Below are 26,204 nucleotides of genomic sequence, written 5' to 3'. Positions count from 1 at the left end.
GTGACCTTACTTACCTCCCCCGCCATCCGCCTTTTGCGCAATTTCAAGATTGCTCACAAGCTTGGTTTTGTCGCTCTGGCATTTGCGATCCCCCTACTCGTCGTGCTGGCACTGCTATTCCATAATCTGCGGCAAGATGTCTTGCAAATCCAGGAAAAGCAGGCTGCCATCAAAATAATTGCGACCAAAAATGAATTGCGTCTGCTGATACAAAAACAGCGCGCCCTGCAGCACATGCGCCTGCTCGGCAATAAACAAGTGGGCAGCAGTATCAGTGAAAACCAGGGAAAGATAGAAAATTTGTTCAAGCAAGCAGGCCAAAATAACGTCAGCAATCAACTATGGTCCACTCTGGCATCAAAGCAGGCAACATTTAAAGCTGCTGAAAGTTTCACCGAACATAGTAGCTTGCTGAATGCCATTGAGCTTGAAATTAAAGAAATTGCCAATAATTCAAAGTTAGCGCTGGATAGTGATTTAAAAACCAACCAGTTGGTCAACATCTATCTCACTACCCTGCCCCAAATAGAAGAAAAGTTATCCATCATCGCAGGTCGTGGTGCAGCGTATATTGATACAGGTTTGTTCGAAGCAGGTGAAGATGTGATGCTAAATTCCCTGCACATGCTGGCAAAGCTTAACTTGTCTGAGCTTGCATCGAGCATGCAAAACCTGGGGGTGCATAACAAGGAATATGGGTTGGCAGACATCGGCGCGCAAACCAGCGTAGCGGATGCAAAAAAATTTCTTGTGCGCTCGCAGGATGAAGTACTGGCATCTGTCAATCAAAGTAACGGCAACGCATTCCTGCAGGCAGGCACAGACAATTTGAATACACTGCATGCAACGAAAACGGCGGTCGCCAAGCTCATTGCCAATAATCTCGAGCATGAAATTAATAAAACCAGCCAGCAAGCCTGGCAAATGTCAGCGGGCATTATTTTACTCTTGCTGATAGCCAGCTATTTTTTGATGGCAATCTATCAGGCATTAACGACGGACTTGAAGATATTGGCTCAGGCAGTAGCAGAAACTGCAGCAGGCAATTTACAAAACCGTGTCAGTAGTAAGAGCAAGGATGAACTGGCACAATTGATCAATGCGGTAGGCAGAATGAATATGGAATTAAGCAATCTGGTTGCCAATATTCGTCTGAGCGCGCAAACCGTGGATATCATTGCCAGGGAAATTCACGATGAAAACACGGACCTGGCCAACCGCACGGAAAGCCAGGCAGCATCCCTGCAACAAACTGCCAGTGCAATTGATGAACTGGCAGCCACTATTTCTGAAAACGCTGGCAATCTGGCGCAAGCCAATAGTCTCATGCATAGCTCGGCAGAGCGTGTGCAACATGGGCTGCAAGTCATGGATAGCAGCATCCTCTCCATGCAAACCGTCATTGCCAGCACCAAGAAAATAACTGAAATCATCGGCGTCATGGATGGTATCGCCTTCCAGACGAATATCCTGGCCCTCAACGCAGCGGTGGAAGCTGCCAGGGCTGGCCAGGAGGGCCGTGGCTTTGCGGTAGTCGCTGCAGAAGTACGCAACCTGGCACAGCGCAGCGCCAATGCCGCCAAAGAAATCAAAGGCCTGATTGCCTCATCCGGCCAGGCAGTGGAAGCTGGCAGCAAGATGATCAATACGGCAGGCCAGACCATGCGCAATATCGCCGACAATGTGGAAGTGGTCACAGAACTCATCAAGCAAATCGCCAAGGCCAGCCAGGAGCAAAGCATGGGTATTTCAGACGTCAATCAGGCGATTGCCGACATTGATGAAATCACTCAGGATAATACCCGACTGGTGGAAATGGCGAGTGAATCTACCGCCAAACTGGAAGAACAGGCCGCCTCACTCGGTGCAGCAGTCAGCGTCTTCAAAACATTGCCATTGGTTACTGATGCGCAGCACCTGCATCTGGCCAGCAGTTCAAATGACAGCTTTATGCTGGCAGCGCTTGAGAAGAAAAAACTGGCTGCATAAGGCAACAAGCAACTTACCATAGAAAAAAGCCACCAGACATATGCACTGGTGGCTTTTTTGGTTTTGCGGTTTATTTCAGACTTTTAGGAGAGTCAGTATGGAGAGCAATTCATCCCTGATCTGATGCAGATTTACAGGCTCGTCTGCTGGCTCTTGCACCGCTGTTTCGGCATGTCCACCGTTGACGTTGAGCTTGTTTCTGGCACCATTGATGGTAAAGCCCTGCTCATATAATAATTCGCGGATACGGCGTATCAGCAAAACTTCATGATGCTGATAATAACGACGGTTACCGCGACGCTTGACAGGCTTTAGTTGTGTAAATTCCTGCTCCCAATAACGCAGAACATGCGGTTTGACGCCACACAATTCACCAACTTCGCCTATCGTAAAATACCGCTTGGCCGGAATAGGCGGCAGTACAAAAGACTCAATCTTGATTTCAGTCATGGAAAATATCAGGCAGCATGGGCAAGAGGTTGATTACCGACATCGTCGACCATGCCTTTGAGTTTCTGGCTGGCATGGAAAGTAACGACACGACGTGCAGTAATAGGAATTTCTTCACCGGTTTTAGGATTGCGACCAGGACGTTGCGGTTTGTCACGCAACTGGAAATTGCCAAAGCCAGACAATTTGACGGCTTCGCCTCTTTCCAGTGCATCACGGATTTCATCAAAAAAAGTTTCTACCATGTCCTTGGCTTCGCGCTTGTTCAAACCTACATGTTCAAACAGGAGTTCGGCCAATTCTGCCTTGGTCAAGGTAGGCAATTCCTTTTCCGCCTGTGACCGCGCCCTGGCTTCCTGCATTGCGCGATTCAAATCAGCATCCAGCACCGACTGAAACTCGGCGGAAATCACATCATTCATTTAGAAACTCTTCTCAATTAATACTAACAAATACAGACAAGATCAACGCAGTTTGGCAGCAAATTGCTGACTTGCGGCTTGTACCAGGGCTTGCATCGCGGCCTCTACTTTATCGTCTTGCAGGGTACTTTGAGTATCTTGCAAGCTAAAGCGGAAAGCAAGACTTTTCTCATCCGCTTCCAGACCTTTTCCACGATATTCATCAAATAAAACAAAGCCTTGCACAATTTTACAGACTTCGTTTTGCTGCGTTTCGCGCTTGAAAACATCCAGCAGATTTTGCACTACAACTGTCTGTTTGACAACTAAAGCCAAGTCACGAGTAACGGCCTGGAACTTGGATATTTCCTGATATGAGGGCACTTGCACTTGTTGCAAGGCTATAACGTCAACTTCAAATACTACCGGTGCCAAAGGCAGGTCATATTTTTGCTGCAGGCGTGGATGCAACTCGCCAATAAAGCCGATGACTTTACCATCAAATTCTATATTGGCGCTGCGGCCTGGATGCAGGGCGACGTGCTCATTCTTGACGAAGCGCAAGGAACCAGGCGCAAACAGGGCTTCCAGGTCTGCCTTGATGTCAAAGAAGTCGACGTTGCGGGTATCTTGCCCCCACTGCTCTTCTGCTACCGGGCCATATGCCAATGCTGCCAAATGCTTGGGCTGACTGTAACCAGCCACTTCCAGCGGACCATCTTGCACGCCGGCATCTTGCAAGTACACTGCACCGATTTCAAAAATGCGTATTCGATTCAGTTTGCGGTTCAGGTTGTAACGAGTATTCGCTACCAAGCTACCTATCATGCTGGTACGCATGACACTCATCTGGCTGGCGATAGGATTAAGCAACTTAACTGGCGCATCATTACCAGCAAAATCTTTTTCCCATGCTTCTTCAACGAAGCTGTAATTCACGACTTCCTGATAATCCTGGTCAGCCACGAGGCGACGCACGGCAAACAGCGAACGCTGGTTTTCAGGTGCAATCAGCATGGCATTTGCAGCTACAGGCGGCAATGCAGGGATATTTTCAAAGCCATACACGCGCGCGACTTCTTCGATCAAATCTTCTTCGATTTCTATGTCGAAGCGATAAGATGGCGGTGTCACCAGGAACTCACCTGGCTGCTGGGTGAATTGCAAACCCAGGCGGGTGAAAATGTCAGCAATCCTGGCATCATCCAGCGCCACACCGATGACTTTCACGGCGCGCGCGGTACGCAGCTTGACTGGCGGACGTTGTGGCAGATTGACGATCTGGTCATCTACCGGCCCCAGCTTGACTTGTTCACTACCACCGCAAATTTCCACAATCAGGGCACTGATGCGCTCTATGTGTTCAACGATGGAGGCGAAGTCAACACCACGCTCAAAGCGGTGCGCTGCATCAGTGGAGAAATTAAAACGACGGGCACGGCCCTGTATTGCCTGTGGCCACCAGAAAGCGGCTTCCAGATAAATGTTTTGCGTATCCAGAGTCACGGATGTCGAGTCACCACCCATGATACCGGCCAGGGATTCAATTTCTTTATCATCAGAAATAACGCCAACCCAGTCATCCACTTCAACCGTATTGCCATTCAAGAGCTTCAGCGATTCACCTGCCTTGCCCCAGCGCACTTCCAGGCCACCATGGATTTTGTCCAGATCAAACACGTGGGAAGGTCGGCCCAGTTCCAGCATGACATAGTTGGAAATATCGACCAATGCAGAGATAGGACGCTGACCACTGCGTTCCAATCTTTGCTTCATCCATTCTGGTGTCGCGGCACGGGCATTGACGCCACGGATAACACGACCGGCGAAACGACCACACAGGTCAGGCGCACTGACTTTGACAGGCAGAGTTTCTTGCAAAGTCACCGGCAATACAACTGCTTCCGGCAAGTGCATGGCTGTGCCTGTCAAGGCAGATACCTCACGCGCCACGCCGAGTACGGACAGGCAGTCTGCCTTGTTCGGTGTCAGCTTGATGGTGAATTTCAGGTCATTGAGTTGATAGTAATCGCGGAAGTTCTGACCGACTGGCGCATCAGATGGCAAATCCATCAAGCCACCGTGGTCTTCCGACAATTTCAATTCACGGGCAGAGCACAGCATGCCGTAGGACTCAACGCCGCGCAGTTTGCCTATCTTGATTTCAAATGGCTTGCCATCTGCGCCAGGTGGCAGGATGGCGCCAACCATGGCGCAAGGCACTTTCATGCCTACGCGTACATTCGGTGCGCCGCAGACGATGTTGAGCAAGCTGCCCGTGCCTACATCGACCTGACAGACATTGAGTTTGTCAGCATCTGGATGCTTGGCGATTTCGCGAATTTCCGCGACGACGACATTATTAAATGGAGGAGCAACTGGCTCCACCTCTTCGACTTCCAATCCCGACATGGTGAGCATATGGGACAACTCATCCGAAGTCATCTTCGGATCGACCATGGTACGTAGCCAGTTTTCAGAAAATTGCATAATTCAGCAGTCTAATGTTGGATGCAGGGCGCGATGCGCCACTCAAAAATTCAGGGATGCGCTGTGTAATTCTTTTAGTTGAATTGCTTCAAAAAGCGCAAGTCGCCTTCGTAGAACAGGCGCAAATCATTGACGCCATAACGCAGCATGGTCAGGCGTTCAAGACCGGAACCAAAGGCGAAGCCTATGTATTTTTCCGGGTCCAGACCCATGTTACGCACTACGCTAGGGTGCACCTGACCAGAGCCGGACACTTCCAGCCAGCGACCTTTCAACGGGCCACTACCAAAGGCGATATCGATCTCAGCGGAAGGTTCAGTGAACGGGAAATACGATGGGCGGAAACGCACTTGCAGATCGTCAGTTTCAAAGAAAGCTTTGACGAAATTCAGGTACACGCCTTTGAGGTCAGCAAAGCTGATGTCTTCAGCAATCCACAAGCCCTCGACCTGATGGAACATCGGGGAGTGCGTGGCATCGCTATCAACGCGATAAGTACGACCAGGTGCAATGACCTTGATCGGTGGTTTGTTCATGCGTGCATAACGCACCTGCATGGGGCTGGTATGGGTACGCAGCAATAATTGTTTTCCCTGACTATCTTTGCCATCGACATAAAAGGTGTCCTGCATGGAGCGTGCAGGATGATTTTCCGGGCTGTTCAGGGCGGTAAAGTTAGTCCAGTCCGTTTCGATTTCGGGGCCGTCTGCCACGTCAAAACCGATGGAACGGAAAATCTCTTCGACACGCTGCCAGGTACGCATCACTGGATGGATGCCGCCAACGCCACGGCCACGGCCAGGCAAGCTGACATCGATCGCTTCTGCATTCAGGCGCGTCTGCATTTGCGCATTCGCCAGGGCATCGCGTCTTTCAGTCAGTGCTTCTTCTATCTGTACCTTGGCTGCATTGATCACTGCGCCCTGTACTTTTTTTTCCTCTGGTGGCAATTTACCCAGACTCTTCATCTGTTCTGTAATCTGACCACTCTTACCAAGGTAAAGCGCTTTCGCGTTCTCTAATGCGGCAGCATCATTTGCTGCCAGAAAATCAGCACGTGCCTGGCTGACGATTTGATCTAAAGGGTTCATGCCTTGTTCCCGCTTACTGTGAAGCTGAAATAATGATCTGAAAACAAAACGGGGCATAGGATTCAACCTCTGCCCCGCTTGATATTTGCAACTAGCTTGCACCAGTCGCTACGACTCACTGATTGCGATTAGGCAGCCAGGTTAGCTTTGACTTGATTAACAATCGCAGCGAATGCTGGTTTGTCAGTCACAGCCATGTCAGCCAGTACTTTACGGTCGAGTTCAATTGCGGCTTTTTTCAGGCCGTTCATAAACACGCTGTAAGTCAGGCCATGCTGGCGAGCCGCTGCATTGATACGTGTGATCCACAAAGCGCGGAATACACGTTTCTTGTTGCGGCGATCACGGTATGCATACTGACCAGCGCGCATAACTGCTTGCTTGGCAATACGGAATACCTTACTACGACGACCACGGTAACCTTTAGCAAGGTTGAGAACTTTCTTATGACGGGCACGAGCTGTAACCCCACGTTTTACTCTAGGCATAATAACTCCTTAAATAATGAGTATGAGGTTAAGCTGTTGGCATCATGCGCATGACGGATACCATGTTGGTGTCATGAACACCTACGGAACCGCGCAATTGACGTTTGTTCTTGGTAGTTTTCTTGGTCAGAATGTGACGTTTGAAAGCTTGACCGCGTTTAACGGTTCCACCTGGACGGACGCGGAAGCGCTTCTTGGCGCTGCTTTTCGTCTTCATTTTTGGCATAGTACTATCTGTCTTTTAAGACAGCTCCACTTTTATATGATGGTAGGTGGCAGCAACAATCGCTACTCTTGGATGCCTACTTCTCACTTATTGTGACTCATCCTGAGGATGAGTCTTTCGTAATGCGCGCAATGCGTGCCTCACAAACCTGCTCAAGAAACAAACAGAAAATAAGCAAAACTTATTTCCTGTTATTTCTCATTATTTCTTTTTCTTAGGTGCCAGAATCATGATCATCTGACGACCTTCCATCTTTGGAAACTGTTCGACCTGGCCATACGGCTCCAGATCAGCTTTCAAACGTTCCAACATACGCATGCCGATTTCCTGATGCGCCATTTCACGACCGCGGAAACGCAGTGTGATCTTGGTCTTGTCGCCATCATCCAGGAACTTGGTCAGATTACGCAATTTGATATTGTAATCGCCATCATCCGTACCAGGACGGAATTTGACTTCCTTGACCAGTATGACTTTTTGCTTCAGCTTGGCTTCGTGAGCTTTCTTTTGCTCCTGGTATTTGAACTTGCCGTAATCCATCAAACGGCAAACTGGCGGCTGCGCCGTCGGCGCTATTTCCACCAAATCAACATTGGCTTCTTCCGCTAAACGGAAGGCTTCACCCAGTTTTACGATGCCCAGAGGCTCGTTCTCAACGCCGGATAAGCGCACTTCTGGCGCTGTAATTTCACCGTTGATGCGATGTGACTTGTCAGTAGCTATTGCAGTTTCCTTCGAAAATAATAATAAAAAGCTATGCAACCCTGTTTAGAACAGGGTCGCTGCTAATCTGTTAAACCTTGGTTTCAACTTCGCTTTTTAAACGAGCTATAAAGGCGTCCAGAGGCATTACCCCCAGATCCAGATTGCCACGCGTACGCACAGCCACTGTATTCGCATCCCTCTCTTTATCGCCTATCACAAGGATATATGGCAGTTTTTGAATGGAATGCTCGCGTATTTTAAAGGTAATCTTCTCATTACGCAAATCAGTTTTCACTCTAAACCCTTGTTTCTTCAGGATTTCTGCAACAGATTGTGAATACTCCGCCTGCGATTCCGAGATATTCAGGACAGAGACCTGCACTGGCGCCAGCCACAAAGGCAAGGCTGCAGCATGATTTTCTATCAAGATACCAATGAAACGCTCCATCGAGCCCACAATCGCACGGTGCAACATGATAGGCACTTTGCGACTATTGTCATCGGCAACATATTCCGCACCCAGACGACCAGGCATGAAGAAGTCGACCTGCATGGTACCAACCTGCCATGGACGACCGAGGCTGTCTTTCAGGTGATACTCAATTTTAGGACCGTAGAAAGCGCCCTCACCCGGCAATTCTTCCCACTCAACACCGCAAGAACTGAGGGCAGTACGCAGGGTAGCCTCTGCCTTATCCCAGATTTCGTCACTGCCGATGCGGTTTTCAGGACGCAAAGCCAGCTTGATGAAAATCTTTTCAAAACCGAAGTCCTCATACACTTTCATCGCCTGCGGATGGAAAGCCATGACCTCATCCTGAATTTGTTCTTCAGTACAGAAAATATGACCATCATCCTGGGTAAAGCCACGCACGCGCATGATGCCATGCAGCGCGCCAGACGGCTCATTGCGATGGCACTGACCAAATTCACCAAAACGCAAAGGCAGATCACGATAGCTCTTCATGCCAGAGTTGAAAATCTGTACATGGCCAGGGCAATTCATCGGCTTCAAGGCATATTCACGACTCTCGGACTCAGTGACAAACATATTGTCTTTATAGTTCTCCCAGTGACCAGTCTTGCCCCACAGGCTTTTATCCAGAATTTGCGGGCCTTTAACTTCTTGATAGCCACAGTCCTGATAGACCTTGCGCATGTATTGCTCTACTTGCTGCCAGATAGTCCAACCCTTGGCATGCCAGAATACCAGGCCAGGCGCTTCGTCCTGGAAGTGGAACAAATCCAGCGCCTTGCCGAGTTTGCGGTGATCGCGCTTCTCTGCTTCTTCCAGCATGTGCAGATAAGCTTCCTGATCTTCTTTCTTGGCAAAAGCAGTGCCATAGACACGTTGCAGCATCTCATTCTTGGAGTCGCCACGCCAGTAGGCACCGGCCAGCTTCATGAGCTTGAATACTTTCAACTTGCCAGTCGATGGCACGTGCGGGCCACGGCACAAGTCAGTGAAATTGCCTTCTGTATACAGCGACACATCCTGATCAGCAGGAATCGATTCTATGATCTCGGCCTTATAGGCTTCGCCTATGGATTTGAAATAGGCAACAGCCTCGTCGCGCGGCAGAACCTTGCGAGTAACTGGCTCGTCTTTCTTCGCCAGTTCAGCCATTTTCTTTTCTATCGCCACCAGATCATCCGGCGTGAATGGACGCTTGTAGGAAAAGTCATAGTAAAAGCCATTTTCGATGACTGGGCCAATAGTGACTTGCGCATCTGGATACAATTCCTTGACGGCATAGGCCAGCAAGTGAGCGGTAGAGTGACGTATCACCTCCAGGCCATCAGCATCTTTATCCGTGACGATGGCAAGATCTGCATCAGCATCGATCAGATGCGAGGTATCGACCAGCTTGCCATTAACGCGGCCAGCCAGAGCAGCTTTTGCCAGGCCAGCACCGATGCTGGCAGCAACCTGCGCCACCGTTACCGGCGCATCGAATTGTCGTTGCGAACCATCAGGAAGTTTTACTGAAACCATGTCACTCTCCAAAGCGGAAAAATACAAAAAATAATTGAGATAAAAGATGAGTCTAAAAAACGCAGACGAAAAAAAAGCACGGCGAGCCGTGCTTTTTCAGTTTGTTTCAAACGAAAAGTATCCTCGACTAGAGTCGCTCCCAAACCAGTTTAGTGGTAGTTCGCGGTGTCATAACCAGGGATGCCTTTCTCGCTCTTAACTATAATGTTTTAATAATTTTAAAATCTTTGGTAGGCACGATTGGACTCGAACCAACGACCCCTACCATGTCAAGGTAGTGCTCTAACCAGCTGAGCTACGCGCCTAAGAAACAAGAGTATAGCAGAGCCTTTAGGAAAATTGCTAGTCCCCTCGGTCAAAATATTTCCATGGACCTTATAAGCCTGGATACTAAACCTGCATATTTAGCTCTACCCGCTGAAAGAACTGCATCCGAAAAATTGCCATGCATATATGATCCCGCCTTAGGCTACACTAATGCCATATTCAATACAGCACCATACCCTACATGACCTCCCCCTCCCATCATCAGAGCAGCGAGCATTTGCATGACCACCGGCGTGGCGATGCGCAGCACAGACATTATTTTGAAAACCGCAGTCAAAAAATTCTGGCATGGGCACTGGGCCTGACCCTGAGTTTTGCTGGCGTCGAAGTTGCATTTGGCTTCCTTTCAAATTCCCTGGCCCTGATCTCTGATGCGGGGCACATGGTGACTGATGCCGCCGCCCTGGGCCTGGCTCTGCTGGCACAAATCATCGCCAAGCGCCCGCCTACGGCAAAAAATTCTTTTGGCTTTGGCCGTGCTGAGGCGCTGGCAGCTTTTGTAAATGGTTTGGCCATGCTGGGTGTGATTGCCTGGATATGTAAGGAAGCGATACAAAGATTTTCTGCGCCAGAAACCGTGCAAGGCGGAACCGTCATGCTGGTAGCAGGCATAGGCCTGGCCATCAATATCGTCGTTGCCTGGGTGCTATCGCATGATAAAGAGAGCGTGAATACCAAGGCTGCCCTGGTTCACGTCATGGGAGATTTACTGGGCTCCATTGCCGCGATTATTTCCGGCGCGGTCATTTACAAAACCGGCTGGATGCAAATCGACCCACTGCTATCGATTTTTGTTTCCCTGCTGATTTTAAAATCCACTTTGTCGGTTTTAAAGGAGTCTTATCATTTCCTGATGGAAGGCGTGCCACACCATATAGACTACGTGCAGATCGGCACCGACCTGGAAAACATCAATGGCGTCTTGTCAGTACATGACTTGCATGTATGGGAAATGTCACCAGGCTACCCTGCCCTGATCGGTCACCTGGAAATCGAAGACCTCAGCGCGTGGCCACGCATTTTGGAAAACGTCAAGACCATGCTACTCGTCAAGCACAAGATTGATCATATAACGATACAGGCAGAAGTCACCGAGAGCGATGAATATCGAGATTAGATATAGACACGGGAAAAACCACCATCCGGTGCAAACATTTCAATTCCTGCGCACTTCCAGCACACCGCTAACTTCATGCAACACATGTAGCGCCTTTTGCAACTGAGTCGTGCCACCTATCTCTACAGTAAACGACATGCGCGCCTGTGCTTTTGCACTCTGGGTATTGACGCCTATCACATTGATCTTTTCGCGGGAAAATACTTCGGAAATATCACGCAACAACCCTTGCCTGTCCTGCGCCAGCACGAAAATATCGACTGGATAAACCGTGTCCTTACCATGATCACCCCAGGTAGTTTGTATCACCCTCTCTGGTGCCTTATTGCGCATTTCGGCGAAATTCTTGCAACTCAGGCGATGTATTGACACGCCTTTGCCGCGAGTGACAAATCCAACGATATCATCTGGAGGTGCTGGTTTGCAGCAGCGCGCCAGTTGCGTCATCAATCCTTCCGTACCTACCACCAGCACGCCCGACTTGGCACCTTGAGTAACGCTGGACGCCCGGCTCTTGTTGGTGAAACTGAGTTCGTCAGGCTCGACCTCGGGTACGTTTTCCCGTAAGACGGTTTCTATTTGCCTGAGACTGAATTCATCTTTACCGACAGACAGGAAGAGATCATTGACATCAGCAAAACCCAGCTTGCGCGCCAGTTCTTCAAGATTGACTGCTGTCTTCCCTTCACGCTGCAAAGTTTTTTCTACCAGAGCACGGCCATTCGACAGTGTTTCCTCCTGATCGATAGCATTGAACCACGCACGGATTTTGGTGCGTGTACGAGTACTGGCAGAGTAATCTGGCGAGAGCCAGTCACGCGATGGCCCCGCCTGGGAAGACCCTGCCTTGAGAGTAATGATCTCAACCGTCTGTCCATTTTGCAAAGGTGTATTCAGCGGCACCATGACATTGTCTACCCGCGCACCGCGGCAACGATGACCGACATCAGTGTGCAAATGATAGGCAAAATCCACAGGCGTGGAATTGCAGGGCAATTCTATGACCCGTGCTTGCGGGGTCAGCACATAGATACGGTCATCGAGGCTGGCTGCCTTGAGTTTTTCCACCCACTCACGCTGCAATTCCTCCTGCTCGACGACGACATCAGTGACGTCAGTTTTCCAGGCCAGCAATTGCCTGAGCCAGGCGATTTTTTCATCATATTCTTGCGTTGAAAAATTCGAACCACCTGATTCTTTATAGCGCCAGTGTGCTGCCACACCATATTCGGCAAACTGGTGCATTTCTCGCGTACGTACCTGCACTTCCAGCGGCCTGCCATCCTCCACCACCACGACCGTGTGCAGCGACTTATAGCCATTCGGCTTGGGACGGGAAATATAGTCGTCAAATTCCTTGGGTATCGGAACCCAGGCGTTGTGTACTATGCCAAGTACGGTATAGCAATCCTTGATGTCATCGACGATGACGCGGAAAGCACGCACGTCATACAGCTCATCAAAATTGACCGACTTGCCCTTCATCTTTTTCCAGATGCTATAGATATGCTTGGGACGCCCGGACACTTCAGCCTTAATGCCGGCTATCTGCAATTCCTTATTCAGTCTTTCGATCGCATTGACAACAAAGCTCTCGCGCTCCAGGCGCTTTTCTTCCAGCATCTTGGCAATGCGCTTGTATTGCACAGGCTCCAGGAAGCGAAAAGATAGGTCTTCCAGTTCCCATTTGAGTTGCCAGACACCGAGGCGGTTTGCCAGTGGCGCGTACAAGTCCATGGTTTCACTGGCGTATTGCTGGGCAGCGCCATCTTCGCGCTTGCATTCAGCAAAATACCGCAAGGTAGTTACCCTGGACGCCAAACGCACCAGTACTACGCGCATGTCGGTGGCCATGGCCAGCACCATCTTGCGCAGGGTTTCCATCTGGCTGGCGGCTTTTTCAGCAGCGTCTTTGCCACGGCCAACATCGTGTTGCGTCAAAGCGGCTTCACGCAATTTCATCAGGCGACGTATGCCGGTGACCAGATCGGCGATTTCCTTGCCGAAGCGGATTTCTATCTGCTCTGCCGCAATCGGGTTCAATTCTGGCAATTCAAACAGGATGGCAGCGATACGGGTATCAACATCAGTACGCAACATGGCCAGTGTAGCCACCACGCCATTGACAAACTGCAGGGCGTTTTGCTCAGTGATCACGCATTTACTGGCATACAGCGGCGTCACGTATTCCAGGGCAGCCATGACGCGTTCAGCGTCGGCTTCCGATAAGCCTTCCAGCAAAGCGGCTTCTGTTGCTGTAGTCGATATTGATACCATATGATTTATATCTGCGCTGCAGTGACAACGACCTCTATAAGCCAGTCAGGATTGGCCAGTCTGGCTTCTACCGTGGCACGTGGTGGCGAATTACCCTGGGCGACCCAGGCATCCCATACCTGGTTCATGCTACCTATCAGACTGATGTCAGACAAGAATATCTGGCAACTGAGTATGCGCGACTTGTCGCTACCCGCTTCTGCCAGCAAGCGGTCAATATGGGCCAGCACTTGTGCCGTTTGCCCTGCTATATCCTGAGTGGCGTCGTCTGGAATTTGCCCGGCAAGATAAACGACCTTATTAAAAATCGCGGTTTCGGACAAACGCGGGCCTACGTGAAATCTTTGGATACTCATTTTTCTTAACTTTAGTTCAATAAAAAATCAACAGCCACCGCGATCTGCTCTGGCTGAAGGAAAGTTGGGGCATGCCCCACACCAGCAAATTCCACCAACCGAGCACGCGGACCGCGCTGTGTCATCACTTGCGCAGATTCAGCAGTCAGCAAATCAGACTCTGCACCACGCACCAGCAAAGTCGGGCACGTTATCGCATCATACGCCGCCCATAGCATGGTCTGGGCAATTGCCGCCAGTTCTGGTGTACTGGCCTTGATAGGTTGGGCCAGACCGAGATCATAGTGTCGCACCCACTGCCCCTGCTCATTCTGACGCAGGACATCCCTCGCCAGCTTTTTCCACTGAGCTTCACTGTGAGGGCCAAAGGAAATCGAAATGGCCTTTATATAAGCCTGCGCCTCATCAAAGTTTTCAAAGCGCACGTCCTGACCTATGTATTCACCTATCCTGGCCAAAGCTTCAGGATTAAGCACTGGCCCCACATCATTCAACACGAGTTTTTTGATGGGATTGTCAGGCAAACTTGCAAGACTCATGCCTATCAATCCCCCCATGGAAGTACCAAACCAGTGCACGGTTTCGGCTTCCAGCCTGGCCAGCAAGCTGACCATATCACTGACATATTGCGGTATCTGGTAATGCATGGGATTGCGCAAACGGCCTGAATAACCGCGCCCGACCACATCCGGGCATACCACGCGGTACTCCTGGCACAGTGCTACGGCCAGGGAATCAAAGTCCTCAGCCACTCGCGTCACACCGTGAACACAGACTAATACCTTGGGATTAAGCGGGTCACCCCACTCTTTGTAAGACATGGTGTGCAAGCCGGTAGGCGAGATACATTGCACTGATTTGCGTCTGGCCTGCATGGATTTTCCTCGTGAACAGTATTTTTACTAGCGCATATGAACGACATTTTACCGTTCGTTGAGCTTAAAATCATTGTTAACTGTTGGAATGCATGTTTTTTAGACAAATTGAAACTTGCAGCCACTGGCATTAATACTATATACACCATGTACGAATAGCAGTTTTTTTGCGTCCCTTGCACAAAACCACACTTCAGGAGTCAGCATGTCAGCATCGTCCCTCAAAGGCAAAACCGCACTGGTTACAGGTTCCACTTCTGGCATAGGGCTGGGTATAGCCCGTTGCCTGGCTTCAGAAGGCGCAAATATCGTCTTCAACGGTTTTGGCGACAGGCAAGAGATACAGGTCCTGCAAAATGCCGTTGAAAACGAATTCGCGGTAAAAACGGCCTATCACAATGCTGACATGAGCAAAGCAGGAGAAATTGAAACCATGATGAGCTTTGCCAGCACGACTTTTGGTGGCATTGATATCCTGGTCAACAATGCCGGGATACAGCATGTCGCCAATATTGAAGACTTCCCGGTAGAAAAATGGGATGCCATCATCGCCATCAACCTGACCTCCAGCTTCCACACCACACGCCTGGCCTTGCCATATATGAAGCAAAAGAACTGGGGTCGCATCATCAATCTGGCATCCGTCCATGGCCTGGTTGCTTCTGCACAAAAATCTGCCTACGTGGCGGCCAAACATGGCCTGGTCGGCTTTACCAAGACCACGGCACTGGAAACAGCACAAACAGGCATTACCTGCAATGCCATCTGTCCCGGCTGGGTGTTAACGCCATTGGTGCAAAAACAGGTAGATGCACGAGCTGAAAGGGACAGCGTCGATAACGATACTGCCAAAAAGTTGCTATTAGCTGAAAAACAACCATCCGGCGAGTTCGTCACACCTGAACAATTAGGTGCTTTAGCAGTATTCTTTTGCAGCGACGCCGCCAGCCAGATACGCGGTGTTGCCTGGAATATGGATGGTGGCTGGGTAGCGCAGTAATACATAGCGCAACTGATCGTTAGTTGCCCTACCGAAGAACGAGAATGCGACGCTGACAATTTTTGCTTTCGTCGCATTTTCTTCAGATGTATAGTGTTGGGACACCATTTAAACGGGAGACTTTCATGCATATACTTGTCCGCCTTATCGGCATTTCAGTCATGGGCATGACGACTGCCACCTGCCTTGCCGCCGACAAAATGAAACCCGGCCTTTGGGAAATGACGATGAAGTCAGATGCCATGAAGGCCATGCCCAAGATCCCTCCTGAGCAACTGGAAAAAATGAAGCAGATGGGTATCAAAATGCCGGACATGCAAAATGGCGCAATGGTACATAAGATTTGCTACACCAAGGAAATGGTAGAGCAAGAAAAACCACCTGCCAGCGGTCGCGAACAGCAATGTCAAAGTAAGAATTTCAGCCGCTCAGGCAACGCCTATTCCGGCGACATTATCTGCGACATGCCAGAGATGAAAGGCACAGGAAATGTCAAAGGCAGCATCAGCCAGGACAGCATGACTTCAGTTTATGATTTCAAGGGTGTATCTCACGGCAAGCCGTATACCCAGCATATGGAAACCACAGGAAAGTGGTTGGGAAGCGATTGCGGTGATGTGAAGCCACCGATGATGCCACCGAAAAAATAGATCTACCTGAAGCCATATACCAAATCAAAAAGCCGCTGATCAGCGGCTTTTTGATTCCAAAACGAATTACACATCAGGCAACAGCACTGACATCCAGCGTTGCCTCAGTCTTGGCAATGATTTCTTCCTTGGCGACGCCAGTCGCCAACTCCACCAGCTTCAATCCTGCCGGAGTAACATCAATCACACCGAGGTCAGTAATAATACGGTTCACGACAGCCACGCCCGTCAGAGGCAAATTACAAGCCTTAAGGATTTTATGGGCATCGCCCTTGGCGACATGCTCCATCAAGACAACTACGCGACCTACCCCGGCCACCAGATCCATGGCACCGCCCATACCCTTGACCATTTTGCCAGGAATCATCCAGTTGGCCAGATCGCCCTGTTCGCTGACCTGCATCGCACCCAGAATAGCCAGGTTGATCTTGCCGCCGCGTATCATGGCGAAAGAGTCAGCCGAGCTGAATATGGACGAACCAGGCAAGGTGGTCACCGTTTGCTTGCCAGCGTTGATCATGTCGGGATCAACTTCTTCTTCTGTCGGGAAAGGGCCTATGCCCAGCAAGCCGTTTTCAGACTGCAACCAGACTTCCATGCCTTGCGGCACGTGATTGGCGACCATCGTCGGCAATCCTATACCCAGATTGACGTAAAAGCCGTCTTGCAGTTCTTGTGCTGCACGCGCAGCCATTTCATCACGATTCCATGCCATGTCTTGTCTCCTGCTATCTTAATTCGAAGGGCGTACGGTACGCTGTTCTATACGTTTTTCCGGATTGGCATTGACGACGATGCGCTGTACGAAAATACCTGGCGTGTGGACTTCATCCGGGTCCAGCTCGCCAATTTCTACCAGCACCTCAACCTCGGCTACCGTGATCTTGCCAGCCATCGCTACATTGGGGTTAAAGTTGCGTGCCGTCTTGCGATACACCAGGTTACCTGCCTTGTCAGCCTTCCAGGCCTTGACCAGAGATACGTCAGATACCAGTGAACGTTCCATCACATATTTCTGACCATCGAACTCGCGGATTTCCTTACCATCTGCAACAATAGTGCCGACGCCAGTCTTGGTGAAAAAGGCCGGAATACCGGCACCGCCGGCACGCAGTTTTTCTGCCAGCGTACCTTGTGGCGTGAATTCCAGCTCCAGCTCGCCTGCCAGGTATTGGCGCTCGAACTCCTTGTTTTCGCCGACATAGGAGGAAATCATTTTCTTGATCTGGCGCGTCGTCAACAACTGACCCAGACCAAAGCCGTCAACACCGGCATTATTTGAAATGGCGGTCAGCTCCCTGACTCCAGAATCGCGCAGGGCAGCAATCAGTGCCTCAGGTATGCCACACAGTCCAAAACCGCCTACCGCGATGGTCTGGCCGTCTTTAATAATACCAGCCAGAGCACTGGCTGCGTCAGGATAAACTTTGTCCATATTGTCCCCTCTCCAGGTTGTAAATCGATATTTCTTTTGTCAAATGGTTGCCTGCAACTTACCGCAAACAGCCAAACAAATCATTAGTCTTACAGGATATGATGCTGCGTTATACTGCGCAATACCGTAAAAATACGCCTTTACTACATCAATTGCACCAATGTCAGCGGAACCTGGAAATGAATGTCGTACAGCCTATCGATTTTGAATCCATATTTCAACACGCACCTGTTGGTATGTGCGTATCGCAAAACCGCATTATCCATGCCTGCAATGATGATCTGGCCAATATGTTTGGCTACCAAAAAGATGAATTGCTAGGGCAGTCTTTTCTGGTACTTTACCCTAGCCCTGACGAGTTTGAGCGTACCGGCGCACGCATCACTCCGATCATGAATGCCAAGGGCTATTATTCTGATGAACGCATCATGAAGCGCGCAAATCAAGACCTTTTCTGGTGCCATGTTTCTGGTCGAGGCCTGAACAAGGACAACCCGCATGCAGCTGGCATCTGGACTTTTGAAGACCTGAGTTCCAAACGCCCGGTCACGGCAGAACTAACGCCGCGTGAACGTGAAATCGCCGCCCTGCTGGTAGAAGGTAAAACCAGCAAGCTGATCGCTCGCCAGATTAATCTCAGCCCAAGAACAGTAGAAATGCACAGGGCAAAACTGATGCGCAAATTCAGTTCAGCGACATCCAGCGAACTGGTACACAAGTTGCTGGGCATCATGCGCTGAACAGCCAAGTTCCTCAAATTGCCTGAGTCGGCACCTGGCTTGCTTCATTGAAGCTAGCTCAACCTCAAATTCAAACCTTCACAGCTTTATTTTTACGCTTTGCGACTTTGATTTCACTGAGTTTTTGCTTGATCGCTTCGGGCAAAGCTTCAGACTTGCCAGTCTCGGCTGATACCCAGACGACCTTGGCCCCGCCTTCTGCATACAGGGCATAACCATCACCGACTGAACGCATTTCCTGCATGGTTTCAAAACTGCTGCGGCCTGCTGCGCCGATGTAGGTGCAAACTTCCACCTGCCCCGGATATTTCAACGGTTTTTTGAAAGTGCAATAGGCATTGACGATAACGGGGCCGTTGCCAGCCTCGTCTGGCAGGCACCCCATCATGCTCAGCCATTCTATACGCGCCTGCTCCATATAACGGAAGTACACGGTATTATTGACATGGCCCATGGCATCCATATCGCCCCACCTGATAGGAATGGTGACGGTATAGACCAACTTCTTTTCCGTAACCTTATTCTCTATCATTGCACGCTCATACCGTCATCGGCTGTGACGATCGCACCATTGAGGAAACGTGATTCTTCAGCCGCCAGCAAGAGCAGCAAACCATCGAGATCTTCAGGTGTGCCCACACGTTTTCTTGGCAGCATGTCGACCAGTTTTTGGCCAGCGTCTGTAGAAAAATAATCTGAATTGATTTCAGTAGAAATATAGCCAGGGCAAATCGCATTGACGTTAATGCCATACTTGCCCCACTCCACTGCCATGGCCTTGGTCATGTGTACGACCGCAGCTTTGCTCATGCAGTAAATGCCTATTTGCGGCAATACCCGCAAACCGGCAACCGAAGCGATGTTGATGATGCGATGTTGCTTTTTAGGATCACCCTTGTGGCGGGCGATCATGCGCTTGGCAGCTTCCTGCGCCACAAAGAAAGCACCACGCTGATTGGTATCCATGACATAGGCATAATCGTCGGGCGTAACATCGACCAGGCGTTGCGTGGTTGATACACCAGAGTTATTGATGAGGATATCGATAGGACCAGCCTCGGTCTCTGCATGGGCAATGGCTGATTTGATGCTGCCATAATCCGTAACATCGAGAGCAACCACATGAGCCGCACCACCTTCAGATTCGATTTCGGCACGCAATTCTTTAAGCCTGTCTATGCGCCGCGATGCCAGCACGACTTGTGCGCCTGCCTGCGCCAGAATTTTTGCAAATCGTGCGCCAAGACCACTGGAAGCACCAGTAACCAGTGCAATCTTGCCTTCGAAATTGACTTCTATGCCCATCTGACTCTCCGCAATATTTGGAATAAATTCACTAATCTATAAGACTCTATGATGACATACTGATTATGCTTGTGTTGTATGGATTTGAATTACTTGGCGATTTTTAAAGAAATTTTCCGGCTATTTTGTATGATCTTGATGCATACCAAAGTTGGCTCTGCGATAATTCTGTGTATTTTGTACATCCACAACAATAAAAATTCGAGCACACCCTCGCTTGCGCAATACATGGGTAGCAGATAACATGCTGACAGCAAATAAGCACGCTCGTTCGAAAATCTTCAGAAAGTGAAAAAAGCCATGACACAAAGCATACTTGAACAGTACGGCCCACGCGACGCAATGGAATATGACGTCGTCGTCGTCGGCGGCGGACCCGCTGGCCTGTCAGCTGCCATCAAGCTGAAGCAACTGGCCGCAGAAAAAGGCACGGAAGTCTCAGTCTGCGTACTGGAAAAAGGTGGCGAGCCTGGTGCCCATATCTTGTCTGGCGCCGTCATGGACCCAAAAGCGCTGACTGAACTCTTTCCGAACTGGAAGGAAATGGGTGCACCTTTAAATACAGAGGTTACTGAAGACCGTGTATTGATTTTGACTGAGAACAGCGCCTATCGCACTCCCAACTGGATGTTGCCTGCCTGCTTCGAAAATCATGGCAACTACATCGTTTCCCTGGCCAATGTTACTCGTTGGCTGGGTCAGCAGGCCGAAGCATTGGGCGTAGAGGTATTCCCTGGCTTTGCTGCAGCAGAAGTCTTGTACAACGAAGATGGCTCCGTCAAAGGCGTAGCGACCGGCAATATGGGGGTAGACCGTCATGGCCAGCCCTCTTCTTCTTTCCAGCTTGGCATGGAGTTGCATGCAAAGTACACCTTGTTTGCTGAAGGCGCACGCGGTCACCTGGGCAAACAAGTCATTGCCAAGTATGACTTAAATAAGGGTAAAGACCCGCAATCCTATGGCATAGGGATCAAGGAATTATGGGAAATCGATCCCAAGCAGCACAAACAAGGCCTGGTCGTGCATACGACTGGCTGGCCTTTGATGGACCAGTACAGCGGCTCTTTCCTGTATCATCTGGAAGATAATCTGGTGGCAGTTGGTTATGTGGTTGGACTTGCTTATGAAAACCCTTATCTGTCGCCTTACGAAGAATTCCAGCGCTTCAAGACCCACCCTGCAATTCGCACTTTCTTTGCAGGCGGCAAACGTGTTTCTTATGGCGCAAGAGCAATTACTGCTGGCGGTTTGCAATCACTGCCTAAACTGGTGTTCCCGGGTGGTGCATTGATAGGATGTGATGCTGGCTTCTTGAACATGAGCCGTATCAAGGGTAGCCATGCCGCAATCAAGACCGGCATGCTGGCTGCTACAGCAGCTTTTGAAGCCGTATCTGCCAACCGTCAGCATGATGAACTGAGCGCTTATTCAACCTCCTTTGAGCAATCCTGGCTGCATGAAGAGTTGTACACTGCACGCAATGTCAAAGCTTTGCTCAAGCGCGGCACTTATGGCTCGCCGCTGGTATGGCTGGATCAGGTAGTATTACGCGGCAAGGCGCCCTGGACTCTGCGTCACAACAAGGCAGATCATGAATGTCTTCGACCTGCTTCGGAATTTACACCTATCGTTTATCCCAAGCCAGATGGCAAACTGACTTTTGATCGTTTGTCCTCAGTTTTTATCTCGAATACCAATCACGCTGAAGACCAGCCTATTCATCTGACTTTGAAAAATGCCGATGTACCTGTATCCATTAACCTAGCAAAATTTGCCGGGCCTGAGGCACGCTACTGCCCGGCGGGTGTGTATGAATTTGTGAAGAACGAAGAAGGTGCAGACCGCTTGCAAATCAATGCGCAAAACTGCGTGCATTGCAAAACTTGCGATATCAAGGACCCAACTCAGAATATCGTCTGGGTGACGCCTGAAGGTGGCGGAGGACCAAATTATCCAAACATGTAACATGAGGCGCTGATTAAGCTACTGCGCGACCTTACTTTTAGCCTGCTGTTTTTGCAAATTCGTCGTCGTACGCTTGTACGACTGCGCTTCTTAACTAAAATTAAGGCCGCTCGCTACGCTTACTCAGCGCCTCCTGTGACGGAAATTGGACAACAGAACCAAACAAAAAAAAGCCGCTGATCAGCGGCTTTTCTCGTTTGCAAAGACTTTTACGACTTCAAGTTTCAATCACCACTTACCGGCCAGGATTTTTTCCAGCCAGAATGTGCCTATGACGGTTTTTACGTCGGTGATCTGGCCGGATTTGATCCAGTCCAGCATTTCTGGCAGTGTGGCGGTGAAGACTTCGAGGAATTCTTCTTCATCCAGAGCCGCCGGCCCCGCAGTCAAACCCTTGGCAAGGTAGATGTCCAGATGTTCGTCCGAATAAGCGATGGCGTTGTGTATGGTGCAGACGAAAGACCAGTCGCTTGCGGTATAGCCGGTTTCTTCGCGCAACTCACGCTGCGCGCAGAGTAAGGGGTCCTCACCTGCATCTATCTTGCCAGCCGGGAACTCAATGAAGACTTGATGCAAGGGATAGCGGAACTGCTTTTCCAGCAAGATGCGGCCATCATCAAACAAGGGGATGATGACGACTGCACCAGGGTGGCGTATGTATTCACGTGTGGCAGTCTGCCCATCTGGCAAAGATACAACATCTTTATCGACCTTGAGAAAACTGCCTTCATACACCAGCTCACTGCTGAGTTTTCGTTCTTGCAAATCCAGTTTACTGGTGACTTGCTCAGCCATGATGGTGCTTCAGGTAGCGATAAACAAAACCTGGGAAAGCCAATACCAGGAATAGACAGGCATTGATGGCATAGAATTCCCAGCGCTGCGGGAAGCGATTGCCAGCTGCAGATTCCAGGACAAAAGCGATGGCGCCGACGCAAAAGTACAGGATGATGAGCTCAAAAAGACGCAGCCACAGAGATTTTATAACTGGAGCGGATGTATCCTTCAAGCTTTGAATATGGATAGGCTTTTCAAGCGAGCCATCGCTTGAAGAAAATACCAATCCGTTCACACGCGGATCTGCAACTGGCAAATCAGTTGTCGGCACATCTCCCGTAGCCCGAGAGAACATCGATTTAAGAAATGCGAAGCGCTGCAAGGCGATGATAGCAAAGCAGCGTTCATTCAAGAAAGGCAGGTTGGCAGCAAGAACTGCCAACGCAATGATCAACCAGGTAGATGCAGAATTACCCACTGCTAGCCGTATCAGTATTTAAGAGTATTTGAGATGGCATTCACGCAGGCTGTCATCAAAGACCCAGGCATGATACCCAAGACCAGGACGAGCAAGCCATTCACGCTCAAGACCATACGCATGTCAGGGCTGGCGACGATAGGGCTATGGTCCAGCGGCTCATCAAAGTACATCAGTTTGACGACGCGCAGGTAATAGAACGTACCAATCAGGGAGAACAATACGGCAACTATAGCCAGCCACAATTTACCAGTGGACAAAACTGCTTCCAGGACTGACAGCTTGGCGTAGAAACCCATCATTGGCGGGATACCAGCCAGGGAGAACATCAACAACAACATGACAAATGCGAACCAGGGGCTGCGCTTGTTCAAGCCCTTCAAATCTTCGAGGTTCTCTGCTTCAAAGCCTGAGCGTGCCAACAACATAATGACGCCAAAAGTGCCCAGCGTCGTCAATACATAAGTGATGCTATAGAACATGGATGAGCTGTAAGCATCAACTGCCAGCGAAGAATCGCCATTTGCCACACCAGACAAGAGGCCCAGCAACATGAAACCCATTTGCGAAATAGTGGAGTAAGCCAGCATACGCTTGAGATTGGTTTGTGCAATCGCGGTCAGGTTACCTATCGCCATCGACAAGACAGCCAGCACGACCAGCATTTGCTGCCAATCAACAGCCAGCGGAAACAAGCCTTCGACCAGCAAACGGAAAGTGATAGCAAATGCGGCAAGCTTGGGGGCGCCGCCCAATAGCAAAGTGACTGCTGTAGGTGCGCCATGATAAACGTCGGGTACCCACATATGAAAAGGCACAACTCCCAGTTTAAAGGCCAGACCAGCAACCAGGAAAACAATACCGAATACCAGAATGGTTTTGTTAGCAGTCGCAGTGGCAGTTACCTTCACCACTTCACTCAATTGCAACGAACCAGTAGCACCGTACAACATGGAGATGCCATACAACATGAAACCAGAAGCCAGTGCACCGAGAATGAAGTACTTCATTGCTGCTTCAGTAGACACTGTGTGATTACGACGCAAGGCAACCAGTGCATACAGAGAAAGGGACATCAATTCCAGACCCAGGTAAATCACCAAGAAGTTATTACCGGAAATCATCACCATCTGGCCGAGCAAGGCAAACAGAGCCAATACATAGTATTCGCCACCCAGATGCGTATTCGTCATGGCGCGGTCACTGACGTATTGACGCGAATAAATCAGGGTAACGCCGACGGCGATATAAGAAAACAATTTCAACAGCACTGACATTGGGTCAGAAACAAACATATTATTACTGACGTATTCCGACTTCACCGTATCAGCGAATGCCACAGTCAAGACACCACAGATCGTCACTGCAATTATGCTGAGTGCATAAGTCACATTGCGTTTGCTGTCTGGCAAAAACATATCTATAAGCAAGATGGCACAAATGGCCAGCAGCAAAAAGATTTCAGGAAAAAGTGGTATCAGGTTCATATTATTCATTTTTTACTAGCATTGATCTGCTGCCACAACGGCCTGAAACAGACTGTCGTGGCTTGCGTATCCAAATTCCCGGTCAAGGTGTCAGCTTAGGGACTGCCACATGTTTTAACAGATCAGCTACCGAGACCTGCATTGCATCTGTAAATGGAGCCGGATACAAACCCATCACCAGCACCGCAATCGCCAACACACCCAGCATAAAGAATTCACGTTTATTCAGGTCGCTCAGATGGGCCACATGTTCATTCGTGATATTACCGAACACTACACGCTTGACCATCCACAAGGAGTAGGCTGCGCCAAATATCAGGGCTGTCGCTGCCAGCATGCCTATCCAAAAATTGAACTGTACTGCACCCAGTATCACCATGAACTCACCAACGAAACCGGATGTTGCCGGCAAGCCGCAGTTAGCCATGGAGAACAGCACGAACAAGGCGGCAAACTTGGGCATGGTATGAACCACACCGCCGTAGTCAGCAATTTCACGGGAGTGTACGCGGTCATACAAGACACCGATACACAGGAACATCGCGCCAGAGATAAAACCGTGAGAAATCATTTGTACGATAGCGCCCTGCACCGACATGTCGTTGAACATGAAGAAACCCAGCGTCACGAAGCCCATGTGGGCAATCGAAGAATATGCCACCAGCTTTTTCATGTCTTTTTGCACCAGTGCCACCAGACCGATATAAATCACAGCAATCAGCGACAGCGTGATCATGAAGCCCGCCATGTAATGGCTGGCGTCAGGCGCAATTGGCAGCGAGAAACGCAGGAAGCCATAGGCACCCAGTTTCAGCATGATAGCGGCCAGTACAACTGAACCACCAGTAGGCGCTTCAACGTGAGCATCTGGCAACCAGGTATGCACCGGCCACATTGGAACCTTAACTGCGAACGCCATCAGGAAGGCGCAGAAAATCATGATCTGGGTAGTCAAAGGCAAAGGCAATTTGTGCCATACCAAGATATCAAAGGAATGACCGGCTTTCAGGTACAGATAAATGATGGCAATCAGCGTCAGCAAGGAACCCATCAAGGTGTACAGGAAAAACTTGAATGCAGCATAGACGCGATTCGGTCCACCCCAGACACCAACGATGATGTACATGGGGATCAGCGTGGCTTCGAAGAAGACATAGAACAACATGCCATCAGTTGCGCAGAACACGCCTATCATCAAACCGGATAAAATCAGGAAAGCACCCATGTACTGGGAAACTTGCTTTTCTATGACTTCCCAGGCGGCTATTACCACGATCACAGTGATAAAGGCAGTCAAAGGCACGAGCCACAAAGAGATACCGTCGATACCCAGTGAATAAAACACATTGAAGCGCTCTATCCAGGCGTGTTTTTCAACAAACTGCATGCCATGAGCTGCATTGTCAAAAAGTTTAATCAATGGCAGCGTCACAATGAAGCTGCAGATGGAGCCGATAAGGGCAACACCGCGGACCAAAGCGGGATTATCATCGCGACCAAAGGCCAGTATGAAGATACCGAAAACAATCGGCAACCAGATCGCGAGGCTAAGTAGAGTAGAAGTTGACTGCATAATAAT

General features: G+C 49.7%; 25 protein-coding genes and 1 tRNA gene. 6 read left to right on the top strand and 20 right to left on the bottom strand.

Going from position 1 to position 26,204, the window contains the following annotated elements:
* Complete coding sequence (locus Q8K39_RS19530) at window positions 1-1,989, top strand: methyl-accepting chemotaxis protein (RefSeq protein WP_305262794.1); 1,989 nt, start codon at window positions 1-3, stop codon at window positions 1,987-1,989.
* 75 nt (window positions 1,990-2,064) lie between these two features.
* Here Q8K39_RS19530 and Q8K39_RS19525 read toward each other — a convergent pair whose 3' ends face one another.
* The 9 genes from Q8K39_RS19525 to Q8K39_RS19485 form a co-directional block, all read right to left on the bottom strand.
* The gene (locus tag Q8K39_RS19525; RefSeq protein ID WP_305262792.1) at window positions 2,065-2,439 is read right to left on the bottom strand and encodes a MerR family transcriptional regulator; all 375 of its coding nucleotides are present in this window, start codon (window positions 2,437-2,439) and stop codon (window positions 2,065-2,067) included.
* An 8-nt stretch (window positions 2,440-2,447) separates the two neighbouring features.
* Window positions 2,448-2,861, bottom strand: coding sequence for an integration host factor subunit alpha (locus tag Q8K39_RS19520; protein WP_110253938.1), 414 nt, complete (start codon window positions 2,859-2,861; stop codon window positions 2,448-2,450).
* Between the two features lie 42 nt (window positions 2,862-2,903).
* Window positions 2,904-5,330, bottom strand: coding sequence for a phenylalanine--tRNA ligase subunit beta (pheT, locus tag Q8K39_RS19515; protein WP_305262791.1), 2,427 nt, complete (start codon window positions 5,328-5,330; stop codon window positions 2,904-2,906).
* 74 nt (window positions 5,331-5,404) lie between these two features.
* Window positions 5,405-6,421, bottom strand: a complete 1,017-nt coding sequence (gene pheS / locus Q8K39_RS19510) for a phenylalanine--tRNA ligase subunit alpha (RefSeq protein WP_186951801.1) — start codon at window positions 6,419-6,421, stop codon at window positions 5,405-5,407.
* Between the two features lie 128 nt (window positions 6,422-6,549).
* Window positions 6,550-6,909, bottom strand: coding sequence for a 50S ribosomal protein L20 (gene rplT, locus Q8K39_RS19505; RefSeq protein WP_110253941.1), 360 nt, complete (start codon window positions 6,907-6,909; stop codon window positions 6,550-6,552).
* A 28-nt stretch (window positions 6,910-6,937) separates the two neighbouring features.
* The gene (gene rpmI / locus Q8K39_RS19500) at window positions 6,938-7,135 is read right to left on the bottom strand and encodes a 50S ribosomal protein L35 (protein ID WP_110253942.1); all 198 of its coding nucleotides are present in this window, start codon (window positions 7,133-7,135) and stop codon (window positions 6,938-6,940) included.
* Between the two features lie 201 nt (window positions 7,136-7,336).
* A complete protein-coding gene (gene infC, locus Q8K39_RS19495) occupies window positions 7,337-7,897 on the bottom strand; it encodes a translation initiation factor IF-3 (RefSeq protein WP_305262786.1) in 561 nt (186 codons plus the stop codon).
* 31 nt (window positions 7,898-7,928) lie between these two features.
* A complete protein-coding gene (gene thrS / locus Q8K39_RS19490; RefSeq protein ID WP_305262784.1) occupies window positions 7,929-9,836 on the bottom strand; it encodes a threonine--tRNA ligase in 1,908 nt (635 codons plus the stop codon).
* A 228-nt stretch (window positions 9,837-10,064) separates the two neighbouring features.
* Window positions 10,065-10,141, bottom strand: a tRNA-Val gene (locus Q8K39_RS19485).
* A gap of 203 nt (window positions 10,142-10,344) precedes the next feature.
* Between Q8K39_RS19485 and Q8K39_RS19480 the strand changes: the two genes are divergently transcribed.
* On the top strand, window positions 10,345-11,280 hold the full coding sequence (locus Q8K39_RS19480; protein ID WP_305262782.1) for a cation diffusion facilitator family transporter: 936 nt from the start codon (window positions 10,345-10,347) through the stop codon (window positions 11,278-11,280).
* Between the two features lie 39 nt (window positions 11,281-11,319).
* On the opposite strand, the gene Q8K39_RS19475 is transcribed toward Q8K39_RS19480, so the two are convergent.
* Genes Q8K39_RS19475 through Q8K39_RS19465 form a run of 3 tightly spaced genes read right to left on the bottom strand, consistent with a single transcriptional unit; the run spans window position 11,320 to window position 14,788 of the window.
* Window positions 11,320-13,557, bottom strand: coding sequence for a bifunctional (p)ppGpp synthetase/guanosine-3',5'-bis(diphosphate) 3'-pyrophosphohydrolase (locus Q8K39_RS19475; RefSeq protein WP_305262781.1), 2,238 nt, complete (start codon window positions 13,555-13,557; stop codon window positions 11,320-11,322).
* A 5-nt stretch (window positions 13,558-13,562) separates the two neighbouring features.
* Entirely contained in the window at window positions 13,563-13,913 is a 351-nt protein-coding gene (locus Q8K39_RS19470; protein WP_186951806.1) for a RidA family protein, read from the bottom strand.
* 11 nt (window positions 13,914-13,924) lie between these two features.
* Window positions 13,925-14,788, bottom strand: coding sequence for an alpha/beta fold hydrolase (locus Q8K39_RS19465; protein WP_305262779.1), 864 nt, complete (start codon window positions 14,786-14,788; stop codon window positions 13,925-13,927).
* 205 nt (window positions 14,789-14,993) lie between these two features.
* Between Q8K39_RS19465 and Q8K39_RS19460 the strand changes: the two genes are divergently transcribed.
* Window positions 14,994-15,788, top strand: coding sequence for a 3-hydroxybutyrate dehydrogenase (locus Q8K39_RS19460; RefSeq protein WP_305262778.1), 795 nt, complete (start codon window positions 14,994-14,996; stop codon window positions 15,786-15,788).
* A 125-nt stretch (window positions 15,789-15,913) separates the two neighbouring features.
* The gene (locus Q8K39_RS19455; RefSeq protein ID WP_186951808.1) at window positions 15,914-16,438 is read left to right on the top strand and encodes a DUF3617 domain-containing protein; all 525 of its coding nucleotides are present in this window, start codon (window positions 15,914-15,916) and stop codon (window positions 16,436-16,438) included.
* A 73-nt stretch (window positions 16,439-16,511) separates the two neighbouring features.
* Here the strand turns inward: Q8K39_RS19455 and Q8K39_RS19450 are convergent, their stop codons facing one another.
* Both Q8K39_RS19450 and Q8K39_RS19445 read right to left on the bottom strand, forming a co-directional pair.
* Window positions 16,512-17,153, bottom strand: coding sequence for a CoA transferase subunit B (locus tag Q8K39_RS19450; RefSeq protein ID WP_305262777.1), 642 nt, complete (start codon window positions 17,151-17,153; stop codon window positions 16,512-16,514).
* Between the two features lie 18 nt (window positions 17,154-17,171).
* On the bottom strand, window positions 17,172-17,873 hold the full coding sequence (locus Q8K39_RS19445; protein WP_305262775.1) for a CoA transferase subunit A: 702 nt from the start codon (window positions 17,871-17,873) through the stop codon (window positions 17,172-17,174).
* 179 nt (window positions 17,874-18,052) lie between these two features.
* Between Q8K39_RS19445 and Q8K39_RS19440 the strand changes: the two genes are divergently transcribed.
* Complete coding sequence (locus Q8K39_RS19440; protein WP_305262773.1) at window positions 18,053-18,613, top strand: LuxR C-terminal-related transcriptional regulator; 561 nt, start codon at window positions 18,053-18,055, stop codon at window positions 18,611-18,613.
* 70 nt (window positions 18,614-18,683) lie between these two features.
* Here Q8K39_RS19440 and Q8K39_RS19435 read toward each other — a convergent pair whose 3' ends face one another.
* Both Q8K39_RS19435 and Q8K39_RS19430 read right to left on the bottom strand, forming a co-directional pair.
* Window positions 18,684-19,145 (bottom strand): thioesterase family protein, encoded by a 462-nt coding sequence (locus Q8K39_RS19435; protein ID WP_305262771.1) that lies wholly within the window; start codon window positions 19,143-19,145, stop codon window positions 18,684-18,686.
* Window positions 19,142-19,918, bottom strand: a complete 777-nt coding sequence (locus Q8K39_RS19430; RefSeq protein ID WP_162041802.1) for an SDR family oxidoreductase — start codon at window positions 19,916-19,918, stop codon at window positions 19,142-19,144. The genes Q8K39_RS19435 and Q8K39_RS19430 overlap by 4 nt, the downstream gene beginning before the upstream one ends.
* A gap of 342 nt (window positions 19,919-20,260) precedes the next feature.
* Here Q8K39_RS19430 and Q8K39_RS19425 point away from each other — a divergent pair, with 342 nt between their 5' ends.
* On the top strand, window positions 20,261-21,883 hold the full coding sequence (locus tag Q8K39_RS19425) for an electron transfer flavoprotein-ubiquinone oxidoreductase (RefSeq protein WP_370868646.1): 1,623 nt from the start codon (window positions 20,261-20,263) through the stop codon (window positions 21,881-21,883).
* Window positions 21,884-22,111: 228 nt separating this feature from the next.
* On the opposite strand, the gene Q8K39_RS19420 is transcribed toward Q8K39_RS19425, so the two are convergent.
* The 4 genes from Q8K39_RS19420 to Q8K39_RS19400 form a co-directional block, all read right to left on the bottom strand.
* On the bottom strand, window positions 22,112-22,678 hold the full coding sequence (locus Q8K39_RS19420; RefSeq protein WP_305262767.1) for an NUDIX hydrolase: 567 nt from the start codon (window positions 22,676-22,678) through the stop codon (window positions 22,112-22,114).
* Window positions 22,671-23,138, bottom strand: coding sequence for a DUF2818 family protein (locus Q8K39_RS25015; protein WP_370868643.1), 468 nt, complete (start codon window positions 23,136-23,138; stop codon window positions 22,671-22,673). Before Q8K39_RS25015 ends, Q8K39_RS19420 begins: the two co-directional genes overlap by 8 nt.
* A gap of 11 nt (window positions 23,139-23,149) precedes the next feature.
* Window positions 23,150-24,634, bottom strand: coding sequence for an NADH-quinone oxidoreductase subunit NuoN (gene nuoN / locus Q8K39_RS19405; protein ID WP_305262765.1), 1,485 nt, complete (start codon window positions 24,632-24,634; stop codon window positions 23,150-23,152).
* 73 nt (window positions 24,635-24,707) lie between these two features.
* Window positions 24,708-26,201: an NADH-quinone oxidoreductase subunit M gene (locus tag Q8K39_RS19400; RefSeq protein ID WP_305262809.1), complete on the bottom strand. Its 1,494-nt coding sequence runs from the start codon at window positions 26,199-26,201 to the stop codon at window positions 24,708-24,710.
* Window positions 26,202-26,204: the final 3 nt, after the last annotated feature.

This window comes from Undibacterium sp., from assembly GCF_030683615.1.
GTDB lineage: Bacteria > Pseudomonadota > Gammaproteobacteria > Burkholderiales > Burkholderiaceae_D > Undibacterium > Undibacterium umbellatum.
This window is presented reverse-complemented; position numbering and strand designations above follow the sequence as displayed.